The organism is Streptomyces sp. NPDC001157 (genome assembly GCF_053598255.1).
This window is the reverse complement of the sequence record NZ_JBSFJW010000038.1, coordinates 24,124-42,236: the sequence shown is the minus strand read 5'-3', so window position 1 is coordinate 42,236 and position 18,113 is coordinate 24,124. Positions and strand designations below refer to the sequence as shown.

The following is an 18,113-nucleotide window of genomic DNA, read 5'->3' as shown; positions in this document are numbered from 1 at the left end:
GCTCCCCCGCTCTTCATGCCCCCGGAAGCTACACGCTTGTTCGACATTGCGCTCCCCCTACCGGTGAGAACTGCCCCTGATCGACGGAATTTCTGGCTTTCCGCGCATTCGAGGGTGATGGGCGGTACGCGCACGGCCCCGCCCCTGACCAGGGACGGGGCCGCAGCTGTCGAGCAGTGGTTCAGCCGTCGGCGCCCAGCGCGAGCGCGAGGACCTTCTCCCCCGAGAACGAACTCGTCAGCTTGTCGGCGAACTTTCCGGCCAGGTACAGGTGGCCCTGCGAGTAGAGGATCTCGGAGTAGTCGGGCGACATGGTGCCCTCCAGGTTCCGCACCGACCCCGCCGCCGGGTTCTCCAGCAGCTTGGTCTCCTTGAAGGAGCCGCCGTCGATGCTGACGACCTGGCCGCCCTTGTTGTACGGCGGGTGCTTGTACGCGATCACGTTGCCGCCGTCCATGCGCAGCGGGGTGATCGTGTAGCCGTCGCCGGCGTCGGCGCGCTGGCCGTTCTGCTTGCCGGTGGTCAGGTCGAACGCGACGATCTCGTTGGTCCGGCTGTAGTCCCCGGTGCCGTCGTGCTCCTCGGTCGGCAGATACAGCCTGCCGTTGCCGACCGCGACACCGATGCAGTGCTCCAGCTCGGAGATCGCGTCGCAGCGGGCCGCGTACTCCTTGCCCGGCGCCGAGATCCGGGTGATCAGCTTGCCGGTCTTGTTGTCGATGGAGAAGAAGTCCGAGATCTCACTGCCGTCGCCCGCGCTGTGGCCGACGTCGGCCGCGACGACCAGCGGGTTCGTCGACACGACGGCGGCGTACTCGATGCCGGTGGCCAGCTTGTACTCCGAGAGCGTCTCCCCGGACTGCGGGTCGATGGTCTGGATGTGCAGCTGCGGGTCGTTGAACGAGCCGCACTTGAGCACCGCGACGAGCTTCTCACCGCCGCCGTACCCGGCGTCGATGCAGGTGTCCTTCGGCTTGGGCGCCCACAGTCGCCTGCCGCTGGAGAGGTCGAAGGCGACGCCTCCGTAGTCGCCGCCCGCGGCGACCGTGTTCGCGCTGACGGTGACGTTCTGGAAGGTCATCGCCCGGCTGCCGGAGCCGAGCGACTTCGTCCACAGCTTCTTTCCCGCGTCCAGATCGATGGCCGCGACCTGGCTGCACCCCTCGGACCTGCCCTTCGCCGGCATCCTGGGCTGGAAGACGATGCCCGTCCTGCCGTCGTCGGTGGTGTGCCGGCTGACCGTGCAGACCGGGCCGGGCAGCTTGATCGTCCACAGCTTGCTGCCCTTGTCGCGGTCGTACGCGTTGATCTCGGCGACGCCGCTCTTCACATACGCCTTGTCCGTGAGCCACGAACCGGAGACGACGGTGGTGTCCTCGACCTGGGGCACCGGGACCTTGAACAGAAGCCGCGAGCCGGTGTGGGCGGGGACCTTCTCCGCACCCTTGGTCGTGCTGCCGCCGGTGCCCCCGTTGTCGCCGCCGCTGGAGCTCGCCTTGTCGTCCTTCTTGCCGTCGTCCTTGCCGGACGAGGCGTACCAGACGCCGCCGGCGACGAGCAGCGCGACGGCGACGACCGCCGCGATGATGATGCCCGCCTGTCCGCCGCCCTTGCGGCCGCCGCCGGGCTGCCCGGGCTGCGCGTACGGCGGCGCGGGCGGCTGCGGGTACCCGTAACCGGCCTGCTGGCCGTAGGGGTTGGGCGGCTGCCCGTAGGGCGGTGCGGGCTGGGCGTAGGGGTTGGGCTGCTGCGGCTGGCCCTGGGGCGGCTGCGGCGCCTGCGGATAGCCGTATCCGGGCTGCTGCGGGGGCGGCGGCGCCTGGGGGTAACCGTATCCGGGCTGCTGCGGGGGCTGGTGGGGCGGCGGGGGCTGGGTCATGGCGTGGGTACCTCGTGAGCGGGCGGCGGGGACGACGGGGCCTGGGGAGAGGTCACTTGCCGTAGGCGAGCATCAACTTGCCCTTCGAGTTGTCGTCTCCGCTGATCCGGGTGGGCGAGAGGTAGAAGCGTCCGTCGACCCAGTCGAAGGCCTTGGTGAAGAGGGCGCTCTCCAGGCCCGCCGTGCTCTGCGGGTTCTGCAGCAGCTTCACCGGCGTGTGGCCGGCGCCGCCCGTCGCGATCGACACGACCTGGCCGCCCTTGTCGTACGAGGGCTGCACATAGGCGATGAGTCTGCCGCCCTCGACCTTGATCGGCAGCATCGACTCGTCCGCCGGGGACTTGACGCGCCACTTCTCCTTGCCGTTCGCGAGGTCGATCGCGACGATCTCGTTCGGCCCGGTGGTGGCGTCGGTCGGCAGGTAGAGGGTGTTCGCGTCCGCTGTCACGCCCTTGCAGCCCTGCAGGTCGCGTTCGAGGAGCGCCCAACCGCACTCAGGGGCGAAGTTCTCGTCGAAGCCGACCTGGGAGCGGAACCTGCCCTTCGAGTCGAAGGTCGAGATGTTCCAGGCCTTCTTTTCCTGGTTGGTGCTGTAGACGACGAGCGGGTCGACGGAGTACGTCCGCGCGACCGACCAGCCCTTGTCGAACTTCTGCGTCCACAGGGCCCTGCCGGTCGCCGGGTCGAGCTCCTGGATCTCGTCGTGCTCGTTCGGCTCGCCGGCCTCGCAGGTCGCGACGGAGATCAGCCTGCTGCCGCCGGCGAAGGCGGTCGGGAAGCAGGCGCTGCCGTACTTCTTCTTGTCGAACAGCTTCTTCCCGCTGTCGATGTCGTACGCCACCCCGGACTGCGAGCGGCCCACCAGCACCGTGCGGCCGGAGAGGGACAAGGAGATGTTCAGGGTGCTGTCGAACAGCGCGCCCTCGGGCAGCGTGCCGCTCCAGCCCTTGGCGCCGGTGCCCAGGTCGAGCTGCTGGAGCTGGTTGCACTTGGCGCGCTGCCCGGTGCCGCTCTCGTAGGCCACCACGATCTTGTCGTCGGCGGACTTCTGCGGGGTGACCGCGCAGATCTTCTGCGGGAAGGTGATGGTGCCCCAGGCAGGACTGCCGTCGGCCACGTCGTAGGCGAAGATCTGCTTGTACGCCGCCTTCACGGCCGCCTTGTCGGTGATCCACATACCGGGAGCCTCGGCACCCGCACCGGGCGCGTCCGGGGGTGACTTGTACCAGAGCACCTTCGCCTCGCCCGACTTGCGGCCCGAGTTGAAGTTTTCCGGGTCGGAACCGTCACCGGAGCCGCCCGAGCCGGCCGCGGTGGGCTTCGCGTCGTCGCTCTGCCCGGCGACGGGCTTCTTGTCGTCGTCGCCCATGCTCGTCACGGCGTAGACGGCGGTGCCGATGACGGCCAGCGCGGCGACGGCCGCCGCGATCACCAGGCCGGGCTTCCCCTTGAAGGGGTTGCCGGAGCCGGGCGGCGGGGTGCCGGGGCCGCCGGGGTACTGGGGCTGCGGCGGATAGCCGTAACCGGGCTGCGCGCCGTACGGGCCGGGCTGCTGCGGCTGGCCGTAGGGGCCGGGTTGGCCGTAGGGGCCGGGCTGTTGGGGGTACTGGCCCGGCTGGCCGTAATGGCCCGGCTGCTGCGGGGGCTGCTGGGGCGGGAGCGGGGGCGGTGCCCCGAAACCGCCCTGTGGTGCTCCGAATCCGCCGTACGGCGGCTGGTCGGGCGGCTGTGTCATCAGCGCGTTCCCCCGTTCAGTCACTGATTTTTAGCCAAGTCCTCTTTCTATCACCTGCAACTGACAGCACACCGGGCCGATTCAGCCCCTGTTCCCAAGGGAGAACCGGCCCGTGATGCCCTCGTTATGCGTGGGGGTCTGGGGGTGTCCCCCCAGAAAACACAGCACTCGGCCTTCATGCGAACTTCACGCGTCTTCGGCGAGTTCCAGCCAGCGCAGCTCCAGGTCCTCGCGCTCGCCCGCCAAGTCCCGCAGCTGGGCGTCGAGTTCGGCGACCTTCGCGAAGTCGGTGGCGTTCTCGGCGATCTGGGCGTGCAGCTTGGTCTCCTTCTCGGAGACCTTGTCCAACTGCCGCTCGATCTTCTGGAGTTCCTTCTTCGCGGCGCGCTGGTCGGCGGCGCTCTTCTCGGGGGCGGCCTTGGCCGCGACGGGCGAGGCGGCCGCGACCGCCTCCTCCATCTTCTGGCGCCGCTCCAGGTACTCGTCGATGCCGCGCGGCAGCATCCGCAGCGTGGCGTCACCCAGCAGCGCGAACACGCGGTCGGTGGTGCGCTCGACGAAGAACCGGTCGTGGGAGATGACGATCATCGAGCCGGGCCAGCCGTCGAGGAGGTCCTCCAGCTGGGTCAGGGTTTCGATGTCGAGGTCGTTGGTGGGCTCGTCGAGGAAGAGGACGTTCGGCTCGTCCATCAGCAGGCGCAGGAGCTGCAGGCGGCGGCGCTCACCACCCGACAGGTCACCGACGGGCGTCCACTGCTTCTCCTTGCTGAAGCCGAACGTCTCACACAGCTGACCGGCGGTCATCTCCCGCCCCTTGCCGAGGTCGACCCGCTCGCGCACCTGCTGCACGGCTTCCAGGACCCGCAGGTTCGGGTTCAGCTCGGCGACCTCCTGGGAGAGGTAGGCGAGCTTGACGGTCTTGCCGACGGCGACCCGCCCGCCGACGGGCTGTGTCTCGCCCTCGGTCCGCGCCGCCTCGGCCATGGCCCGCAGCAGGGACGTCTTGCCGGCGCCGTTGACGCCGACCAGGCCGATGCGGTCGCCGGGGCCGAGCTGCCAGGTGACGTGCTTGAGCAGCACCTTGGGTCCGGCCTGCACGGTGACGTCTTCCAGGTCGAAGACGGTCTTCCCGAGCCGCGAGGAGGCGAACTTCATCAGCTCGCTGCTGTCCCGGGGCGGCGGTACGTCCTTGATGAGCTCGTTGGCGGCCTCGACCCGGAAGCGCGGCTTGGACGTACGGGCGGGCGCACCGCGCCGCAGCCAGGCCAGCTCCTTGCGGACGAGGTTCTGCCGCTTGACCTCCTCGGTGGCCGCGATGCGCTCGCGCTCGGCGCGCGCGAAGACGTAGTCGGAGTAGCCGCCCTCGTACTCGTGGACGACGCCCCGCTGCACGTCCCACATGCGTGTGCAGACCTGGTCGAGGAACCACCGGTCGTGCGTCACGCAGACCAGCGCCGAGCGGCGCTCGCGCAGATGCCGGGCGAGCCAGGCGATGCCCTCGACGTCGAGGTGGTTGGTGGGCTCGTCGAGGACGATCAGGTCCTGTTCCTCGATGAGCAGCTTGGCGAGCGCGATACGGCGCCGCTCGCCGCCGGAGAGGGGCGCGATGACGGTGTCCAGCCCCTGCGGGAAGCCGGGGAGATCAAGCCCGCCGAACAAGCCCGTCAGCACATCCCGGATCTTGGCGTTGCCCGCCCACTCGTGGTCCTCCATGTCCCGGATGACCTCGTGCCGCACGGTGGCCTGCGGGTCGAGGGAGTCGTGCTGGGTGAGCACGCCGAGGCGGAGCCCGCCGGAGTGGGTGACCCGCCCGGTGTCGGTGTCCTCCAGCTTGGCCAGCATGCGGATCAGGGTGGTCTTGCCGTCGCCGTTGCGCCCGACCACCCCGATCCGGTCGCCTTCGGAGACGCCGAGGGAGACGCCGTCGAGGAGGGCACGAGTGCCGTACACCTTGCTGACGTTCTCGACATTGACCAGATTGACGGCCATTACGCTCCTGCCCAGGGGGCTGTGTTTCGACATGCGGCTGCGCCGCGGGGTCAGCCTCCCAGCCTAATGTGCGCCGGTCGGTGACCGATCCCGCGGCGAATCACCGCAGATCAGCGGGCTGCTGCCGCGCGGATCTCGCCGAGCAGGTCGTACATCACCTGGCCGGGGCACTCGGTGGCGAAGTAGTCGCGGTGGCCGCCGATGGTGTTCGTGTCCTTCTTCGTGCCGTTGACGGGGTTCACGTAGGTGACCCTCGCCTGGGGGTCGAGGCCCTTGAACCGGCAGATCACCTTGATCAGCCGGATCAGGGAGTCCTTGGCCGCGTCCGTGGGGCCGTTCTCCGTGAGCGTGCCGAGGAGGGCGATGCCGAGGGCGCCGGAGTTGTAGCCCACGGAGTGGAAGCCGGTGACGAGGTCGCCGTCCGGGTTGAAGGCGGGGATGCCGTCGTCGCCGGAGTACCGGCCCTCGTAGACGGTGCCGGACTCGTCGATGAGGAAGTGGTAGCCGATGTCGCCCCAGTCGTTGGTGATCGCGTGGAGCTCGTAGATCGCGCGTACCGTCGCGGCGGGGTCGGGATCGTTGTTCGGCGTGGCGGTGTGGTGGACCGTGATGATCTGCAGCGGGTAGTACTTCTCGGGCGAGTTGACCTTGCCGTCCTTGTACCGCTTGGACTCGTCGGCGCCCCACGCCGGGCGGGAGAGGTAGCGCACACCACGTACGCGTGTCGGCTCGCTGGGCACGTGGAAGGTGCGGCCGGGGCCGTCGGTGACGTCGATCGCCAGCGAGGCCACGTCGGACACTCCGCCCGACGCCTTCACCTCATAGGTGGTGGCGTTCTGGGCCGCCACCAGCGCGCTGCCCCCGTCCTCGACGGCCGAGCAGCCCGCGGTCACGGTCTGCCAGTCACCGTCCGCGAGGCGGATCTCGGCGCCGTCCTTCGCGCCGGACCAGCGCACACCGACATAGGAGGCGGCGAAGGCGGTGGTGACCTCGCCGGTGCCGGTGGCGGCCTCGGTCCGGGTGGCGGGGAACTTCTCCGGGGTCGTACCGGAGGAGCCGGAACCGGTGCCGCCGGAACCGGTGCCGCCGGAACCGGTGCCGTCTCCGTCAACGGAGCCGGAGTCGGTGGCCGCGAAGACCGCCGGGGTCACGGCGGCCGCGCCGGCCACGGCCGCGGCGGCACCGATCGCGCCACGACGGGAGAGAGAGCGCTTGCGGCGGTGCGAGGGAGTGGGGGGTTGTTCGGACACGGACGTGCCTTGCCTTTCAAGGGGGTTACTCGACAGGGCGCCGGGCGGCGTTCGACAGGCCGGACACCGTGTGGCGCTCGAAGTGTCAGGTGACCCTAGAGGCCCTTGGTTTCCCTCACGTCTGCTTTCGCGGTACTTGGTGTGGAGATAGCGCGAAGACGTGGTCACGCCCCGGCGCCGCCGAACCCCGGCCGCTGCTGCTGGATGAGCGCCGCCGCCGGTGCCAGTCCGCGTCCGCCGACTACCTGTTCGCCCACCGGCATGTCGTCCCGCATGAGCGCCTCGGGGATGAGGACCGCGGCCGTGACACCGCCGCCCGGCGAGGGACGCAACTCCACCCGCAGGCCCTGCCGCTCGCGCAGCCGGTTGACCACGAACAGGCCGATCTGCTTGGCGTCGAGGAGGTCGACCTTCTCGGACTGGATCTTGCGGTTGGCGTCGGCGAAGGCCTGCTCGTTCATGCCGAAGCCGCTGTCCTCGACCTCGATGAGCACACCGTCGCGCATCCGGGCCGCGCGCAGCTGCACCTGGGTGCTGGGCGGGGAGAACGCGGCGGCGTTCTCGACGAGTTCGGCGAGCAGGTGGATGACGTCGGCGACCGAACCGCCGACCACGGACACCTTCGGCACGGCCCAGATCTGCACGCGCGGCGCGTTCTCGATCTCGGCGACGGCCGCCCGCAGCACGTCCGCCAGCGGGATCGGGTCCCGCCATCCGCGGCCGGGGGCGATGCCGGACAGGATCAGCAGGGACTCGGAGTGGCGGCGCATGCGAGTCGCCAAGTAGTCGACACGGTAGAGGTCCTGGAGCTCCTGCGGGTCCTGTCGGCGGCGCTGCATGCCGTCCAGCAGATCCAGCTGGCGGTGGAGCAGGACCTGGCTGCGGCGGGCGAGGCTGACGTAGACGCCGGATATACCGCTGAGGAGCTCCGCGCGCTCGGAGGCCGCCTTGAGCGCGGCCCGCTGCACGGCGGTCAACGCGGTGCCCACCTGGGCGAGTTCGTCACCGACGAGGCGGCGCATCGGCGCCTCGGCGTCGATGTCGACGCCCTGCCCGGCGTGCAACCTCCGCATGGCCTGCGGCAGTCGGCGTCCGGCCACCTCCAGGGCGTCGTTGCGCAGGTCGAGCAGCTCGACGATGAGGCCGCGCCCGACGAGCACGGACACGAGCAGCGACAGCAGCACACCGACGAGACCGAGCACCACGGCGACACCGGAGGCGCCGAGGGTGTTCCAGCCGAACGGGTCGGCCTGGGCGGTGGCGCCCGTACCGGCGCCGGTCTCGGCGGCGGTCAGGTCCTTCAGCGTCCGGGTGACGTCCGTGTCCCAGCCGCTCAGTAGCCCCGACGCCACGGCGGAAGTCCCCGGACCGGCGCTCTGCACCCGGTTCTCCACGGCCTGGAGCCCGGCGTAGGCGTCGCCGTCCAGGATCTCCTCGTACGCCGCCTGGTGCTCGGGCTTGAGGTCGGCGACCGCCGGCCGCAGCAGCTGGCGCCGGGTGGCGACCGCGCCGACGAACTGCGTGTACTGCTGCCGGGTCAGCGTCCCGTCCGCCTGCGCCGCCCCGAGCAGCGCCTGCTCGCGGGCCAACGCCTCACGCGCGCGGGCGAGTTCGAGCACCACGCGCGCGTCGGACGCGGCATCGGTGCTGTGGTCCCCGGTGAGCCCGCCCGCGACGGCGAAGGCGTCCTCGATGATCGCGGAGTACAGCGTGTACGCCGTCGAGGACTTGGCGCCCTTCGCGGTCGCGTCGCTGCGCACCCGCACGATCCCCGCGGCCTCGCCCTTCAGCGTCTCGATGCGCCGCGGCAGGCTCGCGTCGAGCAGCGCGGCGTCCGAGCTGGAGGCGTTGATGCCGTCGAGCAGCGCGGAGGCGGCCCGGTCGGTGGCCTTGCCCACATCGGCGGGCACGGACCGGTGCCCCATGACGGCGGTCCGCTCGGCCTGCAGTGCGGTGACGAACTCGCTGACAGGGGTGAGCAGTTCGGCGTTGACGTCCTTGGCCCGCTCGGTGTCACCGATGCTGGACGCGGTCGTCACTGCGGCGAATCCCCACAGGGCCATGAGGGACACGATGGGCAGCATGAGCAGGGAGACGATCTTGGCCCGGACGGATCTGGGCCGGAGCCTGCCGGTGGCGGTACGGAGAGTGCGCATGAGGGGACCTCAGATTGGTGGTTCGGGTGCGTACAACGCCCTCAAGGGGCGCGGGGCTGTGTCGATTTGCGGCTCCGCCGCGTGGGCGCGACCAGCCACGACGAACCCGCACACGCCAAACCTCATGGCACGGCAGGCCCGTTGGCGCTCACGCAGTAGCCAGCTCGACCTCACGAAGAATCTCCGCAGCAACAGCCGACTCATGCCGCTTCCCGGTCGGCGACAACGCAACGTACGCAGCGGCAAGGAACAAGAACGACCCCAGCACCACGGCCAACGGAAAGATGAACTCGGTCGGCGTGGCGCCCGCCAACCCCACACTGCTGGGCGACAGTTGAATGCTCACCGCGTACATCGCGGTGTAGTGCATGCTGCTCACCGCGAGCCCCATGACCAGCGCGGCCAGAGCGGCAAGCACCCCGCCCCGCACCACCAGCGTCAGCGTGAGCGCCGCCGTCGCGGCGACGACCGCGATCGCGACGGACGCGATGACGAGTGCGGGGTCGTAGTCGACCTCGCCGTGCAGATTGAGCGCGGCCATGCCGGTGTAGTGCATGGCCGCGACACCGACGCCGGTGCCGAGTCCGCCGAACGCGACCGAGGTGACGCGGGACTTGCCGTATCCGGCGGTGAAGACGCCGGCGGCGACCACGCCGATGGACATCAGCAGGCTGAGGACGGTGAGCGGGATGTCGTAGCGGATCGGGGTGCCCTCGACGCTGAAGCCCAGCATGGCGATGAAGTGCATGGTCCAGATGCCCGAGCCGATGGCGACGGAGGCGAGCGTCAGCCAGTTCCGTTTCGAGGCGCCTTCGGCTTCGAGCGCCCTGACGGTGCAGCGCAGCCCGAGGGCCGAACCGACACACGCCATCGCATAGGAAAGGACGGGGGTGACCCAGCCGGCACTGAAGTGATCCATGTGGCCCATGGGGATTTCCTCTCGCCCGTGGCGCGGACGGGGGTGCCGCGCGCACGAAGTACCACCGGTAAGGGGGACCGGAGTTGGCCGAATCATGTCAGCCGTTTTCATGGGGCAAAGGGCACGAAAAGGACCACGGAGCGCATTGGTGAACATTAAACTATTGTGGCGTAGCTAACACCTGGCCTGCATGTTTATGCAGTCAACCCCGAGACGGTGAAGAGTCTGAGGAGGTTCGGGGGATCGTCTGGAGGCCCTGACTGGAGGTCAGTTTCCGGCCATCACGGTGGCGCCCGGCGCGGGCCCCGACGCGGCGCGGACAGAACGACATGTACCGGACGTGCGCAGCGCCTCGGCCACCTTCGCCGCGGACTCCGGATCGCGCGCGAGGAACGCCGTCGTCGGCCCCGACCCCGACACCAGCGTGGCGAGCGCACCGGCGGTGCGGCCCGCGGCGAGGGTGTCGGCGAGCTCCGGGAAGAGGGAGAGCGCGGCGGGCTGGAGGTCGTTGGAGACGGCGGCGGCGAGCGCGTCGGGGTCGCCCTCGGCGAGGGCGTCGAGCAGCGGCTCGGAGGCGACGGGCTCGGGCACGTCCGCGTGCTCCGTGAGCCGGTCGAACTCGCGGAAGACCGCCGGGGTGGACAGCCCGCGCTCGGCCATCGCGAACACCCAGTGGAAGGTCCCGCCGACGTCGAGCGCGGTGAGCTTCTCGCCCCGCCCGGTCCCGAGCGCCGCCCCGCCGACCAGGCTGAACGGCACGTCGCTGCCCAACTCGGCGCAGATGTCGAGGAGTTCCTCACGGGAGGCGTGGGTGCCCCACAGTGCGTCGCAGGCCAGCAGCGCACCGGCGCCGTCCGCGCTGCCGCCCGCCATGCCGCCCGCGACGGGGATGTCCTTGGCGATGTGGACATGGACCGCGGGCTCGATGCCCCGGCGCTCGGCGAGGAGCAGCGCGGCGCGCGCCGCGAGGTTCGTGCGGTCGAGGGGGACGAGCGCGGCGTCCGGGCCCTCGCACGTGACACGCAGCTCGTCGGCGGGCGTGACCGTCACCTCGTCGTACAGCCCGACGGCGAGGAAGACGTTGGCCAGGTCATGGAACCCGTCGGGGCGGGCGGCCCCGACGGCGAGCTGGACGTTGACCTTGGCGGGAACGCGGACGGTGACACTCACTGCTGACCGGACTCCTCGTTGTCCTCGACACGGTTCTCCGCGATACGGGCGAACTCCTCGACGGTCAGGGCCTCCCCGCGCGCCTGCGGCGAGACCCCGGCGGCGACGAGGGCCGCCTCCGCCGCCGCGGGCGACCCGGCCCAGCCGGCGAGCGCGGCCCGCAGGGTCTTGCGCCGCTGGGCGAAGGCCGCGTCGACCACAGCGAACACCTCGCGCCGTGAGGCGGTGGTCTTGAGCGGCTCCGTGCGGCGGACCAGTGAGACGAGGCCGCTGTCGACGTTCGGGGCGGGCCAGAAGACGTTGCGGCCGATGGCGCCGGCCCGCTTGACCTCGGCGTACCAGTTGGCCTTCACGGACGGGACGCCGTACACCTTCGAGCCGGGCGCGGCGGCGAGGCGGTCAGCGACCTCCGACTGGACCATCACCAGGGTGCGTTCGATGCTCGGGAAGGTCTCCAGCATGTGCAGCAGGACGGGGACGGCGACGTTGTAGGGGAGGTTCGCGACGAGTGCGGTGGGGGCGCGGCCCGGCAGCTCGGTCACGTGCATCGCGTCCGAGTGGACGAGCGCGAAACGGTCGGCGCGCTCGGGCATGCGGGCCGCGATGGTGGCGGGCAGCGCCGCGGCCAGTACGTCGTCGATCTCGACGGCGGTGACGCGGTCGGCGACCTCCAGCAGCGCGAGGGTGAGGGAGCCGAGCCCCGGCCCCACCTCGACCACCACGTCGTCCGGCCGTACGTCGGCGGTGCGCACGATGCGCCGAACCGTGTTCGCGTCGATCACGAAGTTCTGACCGCGCTGCTTGGTGGGGCGCACACCGAGGGCTGCCGCCAGTTCGCGGACGTCGGCGGGGCCCAGGAGGGCGTCGGGGGTGGGGCTGCTGCTCACGGCGACAAGGGTACGTGGCGGCACCGAGCGGTTCGCTCGGTGCCGCGATTGGCCGTCGATCGCCTGCGGGCACGTCGTGGCTCGTCGCGCCCCGCGGCGGAGCCGCAAATCAATACAGCCCCGCGCCCCTTTGGGGCGCGGGGAACTGCGCGATCAGCCCCCACCGGCCCGCAGACGACAAGCAACCGAAAACAGCCCCCTCACCCGTGCAGCCGCGCCCCGCAATGGGGCCAAGGGGATGCCCCCCGCCGTACATACAACTTCTTCGCACGGGCCGTCTGCTCCGCCGGGGACGCGTCCTGGGGGCGGCCGGTGCCGCCGAGGCTCTGCCAGGTGCGGGACTCCAGCTGGTAGAGGCCGCCGTAGGTTCCCGAGGGGTCGACGGCGTGCGGCCGGCCGCCCGACTCGCAGGCCGCGAGGCCCTTCCAGTTCAGGTCGTCGGCGCCGCGCACGGACGTCGGGAGCGGCTTCGTGCCCACCTTCACGATCTGCGGCTGCGGCTCGCGCACCACCTCGGTGCCGGTCAGGCGCGGCTTCTGCCGGACGCCGTTGACGATGCGCAGGGAGTACGTGATCCGCCGCAGCCCCGGCTGTCCCACCCGGTCGACGACCTCCGTCCCCTTGAACAGTCCGGGGTCGTCCTCCCGCTGCACCTTGAACGGGATCTCCTCCTCGCGGATCTCCTTGGTGCCGGTGACCCGCAGCACGGTGACGGTCTGCCCGTCGCGCGGGAAGCTGTCCGCCGGGACGGAGGTGGTGTCCTCGCCGTGCAGGGAGATCCCGGCCTCCTCGACGACCTCCTGCACGGTCGCCGCGTTCGTGCGGACCGTGCGGGCGTGGCCGTCGGCCATGACCGTGACGGAGCGCTCGGTGCGCACGTCGAGCGCGAGCCCGGCGCGTCCGATGTGCCGGGAGCGCGCAGCGGACAGATACGCGCCCTGCGCTCGCACCCCCATCTCCTCCAGCGCCTCCTGCACGGTGTCCGCCGTCGTCCACACCTCGCGCCGGTGCCCGTCGATGGTGAGCCGCACGGGGCGCCCGTACTGCACCACGACCTCGTCACCGCTGCGGATCGCCGTGCCGGGGGCGGGCGCGACCACATCGTGCGCCCCCACGTCGACGCTCTCCTGTGCGAGCAGCTCGGTCACGTCGTCGGCGAAGGTGTGCAGGGTGCGTGGCTTGCCGTCGACGTTCAGCTCGATGGCCTTGTCCTTGGCGACGAAGGCGGTGGTGCCGCCGGCCAGGAAGGCGACGACCAGCGCCTGCGGCAGCAGCCGGCGCATCGAGCCGTCCGGGAGATCGATGGGCCGCGCCCTGCGTCGGCGTGCGGCCCGCCGTCTGTGTCCCGTTCCGGCGCGCGCGGCGGGCGGGGGCACTTCCTCGCCCGCCGCGCTCCCCACCTGCCGCGGAAGCGGCGGCTCGGGTACCTCGACCGCCTCGTAGGCGGGCCGGTACGTGTCCTCGTACGCCCCGGGCACCCCGTAGGCCAGGGTCTGCGCGCTGTGCACGTCGTAGGCGTACGCCGGCGGATACGCCGGGTCGTACGCCTCATACGTCCCGTACTGCGAGTACTGCCAGTACTGCGAGTTGCTCACGCCGACGCGCTCCAGGGGCCGTAGGGGTCCAGAGGGGTCCGGATCGGGCACCAGAACCTAGCGGAGCCCGTATCACTCTCCAAAGCGGCGTGATCACCAAGAGTTACACCCGACACGGATGCGAGGTCGCCCGGGCGTTATCGGAGGGTTATGAATGGCTACGCTCAGTAGTTGAAGGCGCGGGCCGTGTTCGCCGCGAGGGCCGTCGCCAGCGCGTCCTCGTCGATGTCGCGCACGGCGGCCATGGCACGCACCGTGACCGGAATGAGATACGGAGCGTTGGGCCGTCCGCGGTACGGCGCCGGTGTCAGGAAGGGCGCGTCGGTCTCCACCAGGACCAGTTCCAGCGGGGCCACGGCGAGCGCGTCCCGCAGATGCTGGGCGTTCTTGAAGGTGACGTTGCCGGCGAAGGACATGAAGTACCCGGCGCGGGCGCACACCTGAGCCATCTCCGCGTCCCCGGAGTAGCAGTGGAACACCGTACGTTCGGGGGCGCCCTCCTCCTTGAGGATGCGCAGCACATCGGCGTGGGCGTCGCGGTCGTGGATGACGAGGGCCTTGCCGTGCCGCTTGGCGATCTCGATGTGGGCGCGGAAGGAGGCCTCCTGCGCCTCCTTGCCCTCGGGGCCGGTGCGGAAGTAGTCGAGGCCCGTCTCGCCGACGCCCTTGACCTGCGGGAGCGCGGCCAGGCGGTCGATCTCGGCGAGCGCTTCGTCGAGCGCCGCCGTGCCCCCCGGCTCGCGTGCGCCCTGCCTCGACCAGCCGTCGGGGTCACCGTGCACGATGCGGGGCGCCTCGTTGGGGTGCAGGGCCACGGTCGCGTGGACGGCGTCGTACAGTCCCGCCGTCTCGGCGGCCCACTGCGAGCCCCGAACGTCGCAGCCGACCTGCACGACCGTCGTCACGCCCACCGAAGCGGCCTTCGCGAGGCCCTCCTCGACCGTGCCGTTCTGCATGTCGAGGTGGGTGTGGGAGTCGGCGACGGCCACCCGGAGGGGTTCCGGGAGCGGCGGCGCCGCGTTCTTCTCGACGGTCTTCTCGCCGGAGCTGGAGGAGGGCATGCTCCGATCCTACGAAAGGGGCATGCCCGCCCCGCCGCCGGAGCTGTCAGCTCGCCTTGCGGTGGAAGGGGTGCAGGAGATCGGAGAGATGCCAGTGGTGGTCCCGCTCGCCGGCCTCGGCGCCCTCGGCACCTTCGGTGGCGGCCTCCTGCGCCTCGCTCTGCGGTGTCCGCCGCTGCTGCTTGTGCACCGCGTCGCGCACCGACGAGACCTGCCCGGGTCGCATGATCCGTACGACGTGGCTGTCGCAGTTCTGGCAGGTGGGCTTGGACAGCGGAGACGGCACGACCTGCCCCTCGGCCACGTACATCACGAACTCGTGGCCCTCGGCGTCGTTGTGGTGCTCTATCTCGTACGACTGCTCCCAGCCGTGCCCGCAGCGCATGCAGGCGAAGGAGTACGACTCGTGGACGACTGCGGTGGCCGCGCCGCGGAGGCCGGACTGCCCTGCGATCTCGCTCATGCCAGCTCCTCTTGATCTGCTGGACCAAGGGACGGGTGCGTCCCTTCAACCAGTGGACGCTTTCGGCGGAGCGAATGCATCAGCCCTGTCGACTGTTGGAGCCGATTTGGATTTTCCTTGCCATACCACCCTCGCTCAGGGGGTCTGGGCTTTGCTTTTCACGACCTTGCTTTGCCTGTTTGTGGGGCGCCTGCTCAGGCGAGATGCGCCCTGCTCAGAGGGCGTGTGGCCCACTTCACGAAAGCCTCACGAAGCACTGGCCGAATTGGCATTCTTCGCGGCCACAACCGCGTCGAACACCTGCCTTTTGGGCAGCCCGGCCTCCGCCGCAACCGCCGCAATGGCCTCTTTTCGCCGCTCCCCTGCCTCCTCCCGCACACGCACCCTGCGCACCAGCTCGGCGGCGTCGAGTTCCCCGGGACCCTTCTCCGGGGCGCCCTCGACGACGACGGTGATCTCACCACGCACACCCTCGGCGGCCCAGGCGGCCAGCTCGCCGAGCCCGCCCCGCTTGACCTCCTCGTACGTCTTGGTGAGCTCCCGGCAGACGGCCGCGCGCCGATCGGCCCCGAAGACCTCGGCCATGGCGGCGAGGGTGTCGTCGAGGCGGTGCGGGGCCTCGAAGTAGACGAGGGTCCGGCGCTCCTCGGCGACCTCCTTCAGGCGGGTCAACCGCTCACCGGCCTTGCGCGGCAGGAACCCCTCGAAGCAGAACCGGTCGACGGGCAGCCCGGACAGCGCGAGCGCGGTGAGCACGGCGGAGGGGCCGGGCACGGCGGTGACGCGGATGTCCTTCTCGACGGCGGCGGCGACCAGCCGGTACCCGGGGTCGGACACGGAGGGCATCCCGGCGTCGGTGACGAGCAGCACACGCGCACCGCCGACGAGCTCCTCGACGAGTTCGGGCGTACGGGCGGTCTCGTTGCCCTCGAAGTACGACACGATCCGCCCCTTGGGCGTGACACCCAGCGCCTGCGTCAGCCGCCTGAGCCGTCGGGTGTCCTCGGCGGCGACGACATCGGCCCCCGCCAGCTCCTCGGCCAGCCGGGGCGGCGCGTCCGCGATGTCGCCGATGGGGGTGCCTGCGAGTACGAGGGTTCCGGTCACTCCCCCATCCTCCCAGGGCCCACCGATGGGGACGCATCCGAGCCCTTACCGCCCATGCACGGGACTCACACAGAACGGTTCCCTACGATGGCGCGGTGACCAGTACCGCGTCCTCCCCGGACACCCGGCAAGGCCAGAGCCCTCAGGACCAGCAGCCGTCCTGGCAGCAGCGGCTGCGTCGTTTCGGCTACACGGCCGGGCCGAGAAGCGACGTCCGCGAGCGTCTGGTGCCGCCGTACGTGCGGCCCGCTCCGCGGGTGTGGCAGGTCCTCGGGGCGCCGCCGGCGCTCGCCGAGCGGATCACGCGCTGGTCCGCCTGGGGCGGCCCGCTGCTGGTCACGCTGATGGCGGGCGTGCTGCGGTTCTGGCATCTGGGCAGCCCGAAGGCGGTGATATTCGACGAGACGTACTACGCCAAGGACGCCTGGGCGCTCGTCCACCGCGGCTTCGAGGTCAACTGGGACAAGAACGCCAACGACCAGATCCTGGCGCTGAACGGGCACGTCAGGATCCCCACGGACGCGGCGTACGTCGTGCATCCGCCGGTCGGCAAGTACGTCATCGGGCTCGGGGAGCTGATCTTCGGGTTCAACCCGTTCGGCTGGCGGTTCATGACCGCGCTGCTGGGCACGCTGTCGGTCCTGATGCTGTGCCGCATCGGCCGCCGCATCTTCCGCTCGACCTTCCTCGGCTGCCTCGCGGGCGGGCTGATGGCGGTCGACGGGCTGGCCTTCGTGATGGCCCGCACCTCGCTGCTGGACGGCGTGCTGATGTTCTTCGTGCTGGCCGCGTTCGGCTGCCTGGTCATCGACCGCGACAAGGCACGCGAGAAACTCGCGGCCGCGCTCCAGCAGTCCGCCGGGGCGGAGGGGGACGGCCGGGTCCGCCCCGATGCACACATCGCCGAGACCACCCGCCTGGGCTGGCGGCCGTGGCGCTGGCTGGCGGGCCTGATGCTGGGCCTGGCCATCGGCACCAAGTGGAACGGCCTGTACATCATGGTCGCGTTCTTGTTGATGGCGGTCCTGTGGGACATCGGCTCCCGCAAGGTGGCCGGCGCCGGGAACCCGTACAAGGCGGTGCTGCCGGACACGGCGATCACGTTCGTGGCCACGGTCCCGGTCGCGATCGTCACCTACCTGGCCTCCTGGACCGGCTGGATCCTCTCCCCCACCAACGGCAAGGGCGGCTACTTCCGCAACTGGGCCGCCACCGACGGCAGGGGCGGCAACTGGACCTGGCTGTTCCCCGACTGGTGGCGCAGCCTGTGGCACTACGAGCACGAGGTCTACGAGTTCCACCGCAACCTGCACTCGCCGCACACCTACATGTCCAACCCCTGGAGCTGGATCGTCGACGGCCGCCCGGTCTCGTACTTCTACGAGTCCCCCTCCCCCGGCAAGGACGGCTGTCCCGCCGACGCGGGCCAGAAGTGCGCCCGCGAGGTCCTGGCGATCGGCACCCCGCTGCTGTGGTGGGTGGCCTGCTTCGCGGTCCTGTACATCCTGTGGCGCTGGCTGCTGCGCCGCGACTGGCGGGCGGGCGCCATCGCCTGCGGCATCGCGGCCGGTTATCTGCCCTGGTTCCTGTACCAGGAGCGGACGATCTTCTTCTTCTACGCCGTCGTCTTCGTGCCGTTCCTGTGTCTGGCGGTGGCGATGCTGCTGGGCGCGATCATCGGACCGCCGGGGTCGAGCGACACCCGCCGGGTGGCGGGCGCGACGGGGGCGGGCGTACTGGTCCTGCTGATCGCCTGGAACTTCATCTACTTCTGGCCGCTGTACACCGGGACCACCATCCCGATCGACGACTGGCGTTCACGTATGTGGCTGGACACCTGGGTATAGCGGACCTCCTGCGCCCTTTCTGAGCCCTTTGTGAGTACCTCTGAGTATCCGAACG

Annotated in this window: 13 protein-coding genes; 1 reads left to right on the top strand and 12 read right to left on the bottom strand. The window is 70.6% G+C overall.

The features are described from left to right. Positions 1-181: 181 nt before the first annotated feature. From ACWDAG_RS39950 to rsmI, 12 genes are all read right to left on the bottom strand, one after another. On the bottom strand, positions 182-1,879 hold the full coding sequence (locus ACWDAG_RS39950) for an outer membrane protein assembly factor BamB family protein (protein WP_450700465.1): 1,698 nt from the start codon (positions 1,877-1,879) through the stop codon (positions 182-184). A gap of 52 nt (positions 1,880-1,931) precedes the next feature. Beyond that, on the bottom strand, positions 1,932-3,614 hold the full coding sequence (locus tag ACWDAG_RS39945; RefSeq protein WP_450700464.1) for an outer membrane protein assembly factor BamB family protein: 1,683 nt from the start codon (positions 3,612-3,614) through the stop codon (positions 1,932-1,934). Between the two features lie 186 nt (positions 3,615-3,800). Further along, complete coding sequence (locus ACWDAG_RS39940) at positions 3,801-5,603, bottom strand: ABC-F family ATP-binding cassette domain-containing protein (RefSeq protein WP_450700463.1); 1,803 nt, start codon at positions 5,601-5,603, stop codon at positions 3,801-3,803. Between the two features lie 110 nt (positions 5,604-5,713). Beyond that, positions 5,714-6,853 carry a peptidoglycan recognition protein family protein gene (locus tag ACWDAG_RS39935; RefSeq protein WP_450700462.1) on the bottom strand — a complete coding sequence of 380 codons (1,140 nt, stop codon included), beginning with the start codon at positions 6,851-6,853 and terminating at the stop codon, positions 5,714-5,716. A gap of 164 nt (positions 6,854-7,017) precedes the next feature. After that, positions 7,018-9,009 carry a sensor histidine kinase gene (locus ACWDAG_RS39930; RefSeq protein ID WP_450700461.1) on the bottom strand — a complete coding sequence of 664 codons (1,992 nt, stop codon included), beginning with the start codon at positions 9,007-9,009 and terminating at the stop codon, positions 7,018-7,020. Between the two features lie 148 nt (positions 9,010-9,157). After that, positions 9,158-9,937 carry an MHYT domain-containing protein gene (locus tag ACWDAG_RS39925; RefSeq protein WP_450700460.1) on the bottom strand — a complete coding sequence of 260 codons (780 nt, stop codon included), beginning with the start codon at positions 9,935-9,937 and terminating at the stop codon, positions 9,158-9,160. Positions 9,938-10,195: 258 nt separating this feature from the next. Next, positions 10,196-11,098, bottom strand: coding sequence for a 4-(cytidine 5'-diphospho)-2-C-methyl-D-erythritol kinase (locus ACWDAG_RS39920; RefSeq protein WP_450700459.1), 903 nt, complete (start codon positions 11,096-11,098; stop codon positions 10,196-10,198). Continuing rightward, complete coding sequence (rsmA, locus tag ACWDAG_RS39915) at positions 11,095-11,985, bottom strand: 16S rRNA (adenine(1518)-N(6)/adenine(1519)-N(6))-dimethyltransferase RsmA (protein ID WP_450700458.1); 891 nt, start codon at positions 11,983-11,985, stop codon at positions 11,095-11,097. Before rsmA ends, ACWDAG_RS39920 begins: the two co-directional genes overlap by 4 nt. Positions 11,986-12,185: 200 nt before the next feature. Beyond that, complete coding sequence (locus ACWDAG_RS39910; protein ID WP_450700457.1) at positions 12,186-13,580, bottom strand: ubiquitin-like domain-containing protein; 1,395 nt, start codon at positions 13,578-13,580, stop codon at positions 12,186-12,188. 164 nt (positions 13,581-13,744) lie between these two features. Then, a complete protein-coding gene (locus ACWDAG_RS39905) occupies positions 13,745-14,641 on the bottom strand; it encodes a TatD family hydrolase (protein WP_450700456.1) in 897 nt (298 codons plus the stop codon). Between the two features lie 46 nt (positions 14,642-14,687). Next, positions 14,688-15,104: a hypothetical protein gene (locus ACWDAG_RS39900; protein ID WP_450700455.1), complete on the bottom strand. Its 417-nt coding sequence runs from the start codon at positions 15,102-15,104 to the stop codon at positions 14,688-14,690. Positions 15,105-15,350: 246 nt separating this feature from the next. Beyond that, positions 15,351-16,211: a 16S rRNA (cytidine(1402)-2'-O)-methyltransferase gene (rsmI, locus tag ACWDAG_RS39895; RefSeq protein WP_450700454.1), complete on the bottom strand. Its 861-nt coding sequence runs from the start codon at positions 16,209-16,211 to the stop codon at positions 15,351-15,353. Positions 16,212-16,306: 95 nt separating this feature from the next. Here rsmI and ACWDAG_RS39890 point away from each other — a divergent pair, with 95 nt between their 5' ends. Next, positions 16,307-18,058, top strand: coding sequence for a dolichyl-phosphate-mannose--protein mannosyltransferase (locus ACWDAG_RS39890; protein WP_450700453.1), 1,752 nt, complete (start codon positions 16,307-16,309; stop codon positions 18,056-18,058). Positions 18,059-18,113 lie beyond the last annotated feature (55 nt).

Coding starts and splice junctions, on each gene's coding strand:
- ACWDAG_RS39945 (WP_450700464.1), bottom strand. CDS start 3,614: ATGACACAGCCGCCCGACCAGCCGCCGTACGGCGGATTCGGAGCACCA.
- ACWDAG_RS39940 (WP_450700463.1), bottom strand. CDS start 5,603: ATGGCCGTCAATCTGGTCAATGTCGAGAACGTCAGCAAGGTGTACGGC.
- ACWDAG_RS39905 (WP_450700456.1), bottom strand. CDS start 14,641: ATGCCCTCCTCCAGCTCCGGCGAGAAGACCGTCGAGAAGAACGCGGCG.
- ACWDAG_RS39930 (WP_450700461.1), bottom strand. CDS start 9,009: ATGCGCACTCTCCGTACCGCCACCGGCAGGCTCCGGCCCAGATCCGTC.
- ACWDAG_RS39900 (WP_450700455.1), bottom strand. CDS start 15,104: ATGAGCGAGATCGCAGGGCAGTCCGGCCTCCGCGGCGCGGCCACCGCA.
- ACWDAG_RS39925 (WP_450700460.1), bottom strand. CDS start 9,937: ATGGGCCACATGGATCACTTCAGTGCCGGCTGGGTCACCCCCGTCCTT.
- ACWDAG_RS39950 (WP_450700465.1), bottom strand. CDS start 1,879: ATGACCCAGCCCCCGCCGCCCCACCAGCCCCCGCAGCAGCCCGGATAC.